This window comes from Mesorhizobium sp. B283B1A (genome assembly GCF_020165735.1).
GTDB classification, from domain to species: Bacteria; Pseudomonadota; Alphaproteobacteria; order Rhizobiales; family Rhizobiaceae; genus Mesorhizobium; species Mesorhizobium opportunistum.
Genome location: NZ_JAIUIQ010000067.1, coordinates 21,911 through 28,480, shown reverse-complemented (window position 1 = coordinate 28,480; position 6,570 = coordinate 21,911). Strand labels below are relative to the sequence as shown.

The 6,570-nt window shown below is 65.0% G+C and carries 4 protein-coding genes and 1 pseudogene; 1 reads left to right on the top strand and 4 read right to left on the bottom strand.

Annotated elements, in window-relative coordinates:
• Positions 1-72: 72 nt before the first annotated feature.
• A pseudogene (locus tag LB577_RS31525) lies at positions 73-1,971 on the bottom strand (GumC family protein); the annotation flags it as partial.
• 201 nt (positions 1,972-2,172) lie between these two features.
• Between LB577_RS31525 and LB577_RS31520 the strand changes: the two are divergent.
• On the top strand, positions 2,173-3,468 hold the full coding sequence (locus tag LB577_RS31520; protein WP_224690322.1) for a lipopolysaccharide biosynthesis protein: 1,296 nt from the start codon (positions 2,173-2,175) through the stop codon (positions 3,466-3,468).
• 25 nt (positions 3,469-3,493) lie between these two features.
• Here LB577_RS31520 and LB577_RS31515 read toward each other — a convergent pair whose 3' ends face one another.
• Genes LB577_RS31515 through LB577_RS31505 form a run of 3 tightly spaced genes read right to left on the bottom strand, consistent with a single transcriptional unit; the run spans position 3,494 to position 6,401 of the window.
• Positions 3,494-4,438 (bottom strand): DUF6492 family protein, encoded by a 945-nt coding sequence (locus LB577_RS31515; protein WP_224690320.1) that lies wholly within the window; start codon positions 4,436-4,438, stop codon positions 3,494-3,496.
• Positions 4,435-5,238: a WecB/TagA/CpsF family glycosyltransferase gene (locus tag LB577_RS31510; RefSeq protein WP_224690319.1), complete on the bottom strand. Its 804-nt coding sequence runs from the start codon at positions 5,236-5,238 to the stop codon at positions 4,435-4,437. Before LB577_RS31510 ends, LB577_RS31515 begins: the two co-directional genes overlap by 4 nt.
• A complete protein-coding gene (locus LB577_RS31505) occupies positions 5,235-6,401 on the bottom strand; it encodes a glycosyltransferase family 4 protein (RefSeq protein ID WP_224690318.1) in 1,167 nt (388 codons plus the stop codon). Before LB577_RS31505 ends, LB577_RS31510 begins: the two co-directional genes overlap by 4 nt.
• Positions 6,402-6,570 lie beyond the last annotated feature (169 nt).

The window sequence follows — 6,570 nt, the reverse complement described above, 5'->3', positions numbered from 1 at the left end:
CCTGATCGAGCGGGTGCGCGGCAAGGACCTGTCGGGCCTCAACGCGGTTGTCGTCGGCCGTTCCAACATCGTCGGCATTGGCGGCGCAGGCGGAGGGGGTGCGCGGAACGCCTGGTCTTCGAGAGGCGCCTTGCGGTCACGGCGCGAGCGCGATGTCGCGGTCTCGCGCAAGCTTTCATAGGCGCCACACATGGCGCCGAGACCAATGCCTGAGGCAAAGCCCAGCAGCAAGCCGGCGAGCGCCGTCACGGCCCGCGACGGGCCTTTCGCCTCGAGCGGCGCAAAGGCCTTGGAGATGACGTTCATGTTGGCGGTGTTGATGTCCTTCTGCTCGCCGGTCTCCTTGGCGCGCAGCAGGAACTGTTCGTAGACGGAGCGCTTGGCGGTGGCTTCACGCTCCAGTTCGCGCATCGACACCAGGTCATTGTTGACGTCGCCGCTGCGGACCTTGAGCTGGGCAAGGCGAGAAGAGAGATCCTGTTCGAGTTGGACGGCGCGTTTCAGGTCGACCTGCAGCGAGGACGCGATGCGGCGCAATTCGCCGGCGATGCGGTCGCGGGCGCCGGCGATCTGTGCGTCGAGGGCCTGGAGTTCGGGATGGCGCGGCCCAAGCCGGATGGCGGCGCGGTCGGCTTCCTGCTTGAGCGTTGCATATTGGGAGCGCAGGTCGCTCATCGTGTTGGAGTTGATCTCTTCCGGTAGGGTGCCGGAGAGCACGGAATTGACGTCGACCGAGCGCGCCGAAGCCGCCCTTGCATTGAGCTCCAGCGTGCGGGCGCGGGCGACCGAGAGCTGTTCGTTGAGCTTCAGCATTTCGTCGTCGCTGATCAGATGGCCCTGCGCATCGACGAGATCGTGCGAGGCCCTGAAATCCTCGACCTTGCGCTCGGCCGCTTCGACGCCCTTGCGCAGTTCATCGAGCCTTGCCGTCAGTTCGTCCGTCGCGCGGCCGGCGGTATCGGACTGGATCTGACCGAAGGTCTGGAGAAAGACGTCCGTCATCGTGTTGGCGATGAGGGCGGATTTCTCGCCATTCTGCGTGGTCGCGCTGACGGTGATGACGAAGGTCTTGCCGCCGCGCTCGACCGAGAGGCTTTCGGCCAGATTGCCGACGGCGAGCGCACGGCGACGGACCTCGTCGACACTGCCCGGGCCATCCTCGCGCGACAGGATCGAATGGATGAGCGACCTGATGCCGAGGCCGCCGGACCCCTCGCCATTGAACTCCGGATCGTTCACCAGGTTGAGCTTGTCGACGACCTTGTTCAGCACCGTGCCCGAAGTCAGCACCCGGACCTGGTTTTCGACGATGGCGAGCGTGGCGTCGGAGGCGACCACATTCTGGGTGAGATCCCGGTCGGTGAGCTTGAGGTCGCGCGGATCGACGATGAGTTCGGCCGTGGCTTCATATTTCTTCGGCGTCGATAGCGCGATGGCGATGCCGAGCCCGGCACCCAGTATCGTCGTGGTGATGATCAGCAGCTTCGACCTGGCGACGCCGCGCACCACCTGCATCGGATCGATCAGCGGCTTCCATTGCTGATCGTCGCCGCGATCGCCAAAGGATGCATCGGCTTCGCCATCCCGGCGGGATCCGGAGCTGTCATGAGAGCGGGCGCTGGCGGAAACCTCCTCGGCAGCCATCCTTGCGCGCGGCATGCGTGGCGGCGGATCGCCGGCGCCATAGTCCTGCTCGCGCCAAGCGTCTTCCCGTGCTGCCGCTTCCGGCTGCTCGTCCGGCCGGAGCCGCCCGGTTCCGACGTCAGCAGACGAGGTTGGATCCGTACGGGCCTGACGCCGTGAACGGGCAAGACGATGGCGCGTGGCGGCATCCTCGCGCCATGACGGATCGGCCCGGTCCCCGATCGAGACCAGGGATGGGTCGGGATCGTCCTCACCGCGCACGGCCCGGCCGAGCGCCAGCAGCGAACGCTCACGCTTCCAGTCCTCGCGGTTTTCCCTGTCAGCCATTGTCCGGAGCTTTACCCTTGGCGGCTTGCGGAACGGCGCTTGGCCATTCGTTAAGCCACGCTAAACAGGCATGGAAAACAAAACGTTAATTTTTGCCCGCCCGGCATGCCGTTTCTCCGCCCGGCGGCACAATTTTCCCAACGCACTCAAGAACCTCAGAACGGCACGTTAAGCTTTCCCACCTATGCATTTCCTTGACGCATGACTGAGGCCAGCGACATACCGCAAAGGCGGCCCCTCGCCCGGATCGGCACTTTCGTGGCCGAACGACGGGGGCTGGTCCGCGACTATTTTTCGGCGATCAGCGGCGCCGGCGGTCGGCTGGTGTTTTCGCTGGCCTATTTCATCGCGCTTGCCAACACGCTGTCCATCTCCGAATTCGGCATGTTCGCGACAGCGTCCGCCGCCGGGGTGATGCTGTCGCGGCTCCTGGCCTTCGGCTTCATTTCGGCGCTTTACCGCACCGCCACCATCAGGCCCAACCTGATCGGTACCTTTACCGCCGGTTTCCTTCTGCTCGGCATCGTCTCGCTGCCGCTGCTGGCAGCGGCCTCGTTCGGCGTCTATCGGATCTTCTTCGCCAACACCGTGCCGCTGCCGGTGTTTTCGGCGATCGTGTTCGCCGAAGCGCTGCTGTGGCGGCCGGTCGAAGTGGCGCTGATCGTCAACAACGGGCTGGGCAAGTTCGGCCGCGCCGCCCTGCTGGCGATCCTGACCACGGCGCTGCGCGCGCTTGGCGCGGTGCTTTTCATGATCTCAGCGCAGCACAGCGTCTGGGTATGGTCGTGGTTCTATATCGGCGCCAATGCCGCCTCGCTGCTTCTTGCTTTCGGCTGGTTCTATCCGCGCCAGCGGCTGCGGCTGCGCATAGAGCTCTATCTCAGGCGGCTCGCCGATTCCGTCTACGTGGCCGGCGCCGAGGTGCTGTTCTACCTGCAGATGGAGTTCGACAAGCTTCTGGTGCTGGCGATCGGCGGGCCGCATCTGGCCGGTATCTATGCCATCATCATGCGGCTGGTCGACCTGACCGCTATCCCGATCCGCACCTTCTCGATGATGCTGGTGCAGCGCATGATGCGCGCGCCCGAACTGTTGTCACGGCTGGCGGTCAAGAGCGGCATCGAGGGCGGTGTATTCGCGGTCTCGACACTTGCGCTGCTGACGCTCGGCATCGTGCTGCACTTCTTCCCCAACGCGCTCGGCAGGAACGTCTCCGAAGCCGCCCCGCTCGTGGCGCTGGCGATCTGCGTTCCGGGACTGCGCAATCTGGTCGAATACCAGGCCGAGCTTCTGTTCGCCCGCGGCCAGACGCTGGTGCGGGCGCTCAATCTCGGCCTGCTCGCCGCTCTGAAGGCGCTGCTGCTGACCTATGTGCTGACCACCATCGCCGACACGCCGAAGCTGGTGCTGTCGCTCAACATCGTCTTCCTGCTGCTCTATCTGGCGTCGATGCTGCTGACCTATTCGGCGCTGCGCAGGCCGGCAAAGCCGGTTTAGGACATCCAGTTCCTATTCTTCCGGATCATGCCTCAGCCAGCCCGATCAGACGGCGGATGCGGCCGATATCGGTGCCGATGAAGGACTGCATGCCGATCGCCACCTGCTCCGGCGCCATGCCGGCAACGAAGCGGCGGAACTCGTCGTCCGACAACGCCTCGCCCGTCCAGTGGACGCGGCAGAACTCTTCCGAATCGTGAAAGTGGCCGGCGCCGTCGAGCAGATCGTCGACGTAGCGGCCATAGATCATGCATTCGGAGAATTGCCGAGCCGAGCCGATGACCTCGACCCAGTCGCGGCCATGGACCTTCTCGATCCGGCCGCACATGGCCAGCACGGTGTCGCGGCGCCAGGCGATCAGCGTCGAGATATAGTCGTGGGCCGATGGTCTGGACGGGTCGATGCCGAGCGCCGAGCCGGCATTGCGCGACCAGATGCGGTGCTCGTCATGCCCGTCATCGGCAAGCACGTCATCGGCAAGCACGCCGTCGCGGCGGAACAGCCGCGCCTTGCCATCGCGCCAGAAAGCGGTGCAGTCGAAAGGCCTGAGGAACGCAACGTCGGAATCGCAGAAGACCAGCACGTCTTCCCCGGCGTGGGCCGATATCGCGATACGGCGCAACTGCTGCACATGCCAGCCGCGCAGCGGCTGCGTTTTCAGGCTGAGCCAGACGCGCCGGCGAAACAGGCTGAGCGGATCGTCGAAAGCGCGCAGCCAACGCGGCAGCAGGTCCCGCTCATCGACGACCGTGCGCCGGCTGGTCTGCAACTGGCGGAAAAGCGCAACGTCGCGATGTTCGACCAGGATGTAGTGGTGCGCGGCACCCGAGACATGCCGGTCAAGCGTCTCGCACAACAGGCGGCAACGCTCGAAATCCGGAGCGTAGCTTGCCGTTACCACCGCCGCCGTCGGCGTCTTCGGCAGCAAGCCCGAGCCGGCAAGGGGGTCTGGGACGAACCGCTTGTTCAACGGAGCTCTCCGGGCGCGTCCGCGACAGTCCGGCCGCCCGACCATCTCTGCTTGACGACCCGCCACAGGAACAAGGGATTGCCGACCACGTAGCGGCGCCAGAGCCGGCCCGGTTCGACCGCCAGCCGGAACAGCCATTCCAGCCTCAGGCGGCGCATCCACATTGGTGCTCGCGGCACCGAGCCGCTCAGGAAATCGAGCAGCGCGCCGACCGCGATCGGCAGCGTGCAATGGCGTTCGTCGATGTGGCGTTCGATCCACAATTCCTGGCGCGGCACCCCCATGGCAACCAGCAGCATATCAGGCCGCAGCCTTGCGATCCGGCCGATGATCTCCGGTTCCTGCGCGGCGGAGAAATAGCCGTCGTGAATGACCACGAAGCGGTGCTGCGTGGCAAGGGCCGCCAGCTTGACCGACGCCGCCTCGGCGTTGACACGCGTGGCACCTAGCAGCCCGACGGTCAGCGGCCTCGTCGATGCCTGCAGGAAGGCCGGTATGAAATCGGTGCCGTTGAGATTGTCAGGAAACGGCGCGCCGTAGAGCAGCTTTGCGGCGAGATCGACGCCGATGCCATCCGGCAGGATGAGGAAATCGTCGAGCGCCTCGGCAAAGACAGGGTCGGTATAGGCGATGTTGGCATTGTGGGCATTGAGAAAACTGACCTTGGTGAAACGCTGCTCGGAGATCAGCCGGCTCAGCAGGGCGATCGCATCATCCCAGCGGATGGCGAGCACCGAGATTCCGAGGATCGTCTTCAATTTGTCGAGCCCGGACGCGGCGCGGGCGGTGTGCATGTTCATGCAAACGCCTCCTGCCTGACCACTCCGATTTTTTCGAGGCCGAGCCGGATGGCGGCATCGAGCGCCCTGATTTGCTCGCGATGGAACGCGCTGCCGTCGACGTCGCGGATGTCGGCTGCGGCAGCTTCCAGCGCCCTGGCGAAGCCGGCCGGATCGTCGGTGACGACACAATTGGCGGGACGATGATCGATACCGCGCAGCGAGCGGCTGGTGGCGACCGAAGGCAGGCCGAGCTCGAAGGTCTCGATGGTCTTCAGCTGCACGCCGCTGCCGGCGGTGCTGATCAGCGGGATGACGGCGGCGGCGCGCACGAAGGCCTGGGCATCGGGCACGCGGCCGACAAATTCGACACCCGGATGCGCCGAGGTGACACCTGACGGCATGCTGCCGGCGATCCTTATGCGGAAATCGGGCCGCAGATGCGGCACCACCTTGTCCAGGAACCAGTCGAGGCCGATGCGGTTCGGCTGCCAGGTCCAGGTGCCGATCAGCGCCGCGTCACACTCGATGCGGCGCGGGCCTTTCCGGGCCTTGGCGCCGGTTACCAGCGGCAGCACCGCAGAGCGGTCGTCGGAGCCAACACCAAGGGCTGCACGATCTTCCTCGGCCAGCGTGAAGACGAAGCGCGCATGGCGGCAGAGACGCTCTTCCACGACCTCGAGCAGCCTTGCCTCGCGGCGGAACAACAGGCGCTGGAAGATGCCGGTGGCGGCAGCGGCATTTTCCCGTGCCGAAAGATGCTCGACATTGTGGGCGACGAAGATCGAAGGCCGGTCTTCGAAGAGCTTTTCGAAAGCGCCGGCGAACTGCACGGAGTTCAATACATAGCCGTCGAAGGGGCCGGCGCGTTCGACGGCGGCGCGAACATCGCTGTCGGACACCGCCCGCAACTTGATCGACGCGAAGGTAAGACCCGAAAGCATCGCCTTGCCGACCCAGGCCAGCTTTTGCGGCGCGGAGGCATTTTCGGTGCGCACGTCGACGGAACCCAGCACGACGGTGTTTTCCGGATCGGCCGCGGCCCTCCCCGGCCAGGCAAAGCCAATGACCGTGACGCGCGCGCCAGCGCGCCGCAAGGCGGCGATGATCGCAGCATTGGCGATCTCATAGCCCGAGGCGAGAGCGCCATCGGGCACGATCGATGTGGCGAACAGCAGATGCATCTCACCTATCCTGTGGTGTAGCCGGTAGCAAAGCGCGGTGAACCCTTGATTAAGCCAGCACGATCAGCGGCCGAAAGCCCGTGTCTGGGAGACCTCTCCGTGCAAGGTGATTAACGAAACCTTATCATCGTGGTGCTACCAGAACCCAACTCACGAGGCGGCTGGAAAC

Excerpts from the sequence above, each read along its gene's own strand:
- LB577_RS31520 (WP_224690322.1), top strand. The coding sequence starts at position 2,173 with ATGACTGAGGCCAGCGACATACCGCAAAGGCGGCCCCTCGCCCGGATC.
- LB577_RS31510 (WP_224690319.1), bottom strand. The coding sequence starts at position 5,238 with ATGAACATGCACACCGCCCGCGCCGCGTCCGGGCTCGACAAATTGAAG.
- LB577_RS31505 (WP_224690318.1), bottom strand. The coding sequence starts at position 6,401 with ATGCATCTGCTGTTCGCCACATCGATCGTGCCCGATGGCGCTCTCGCC.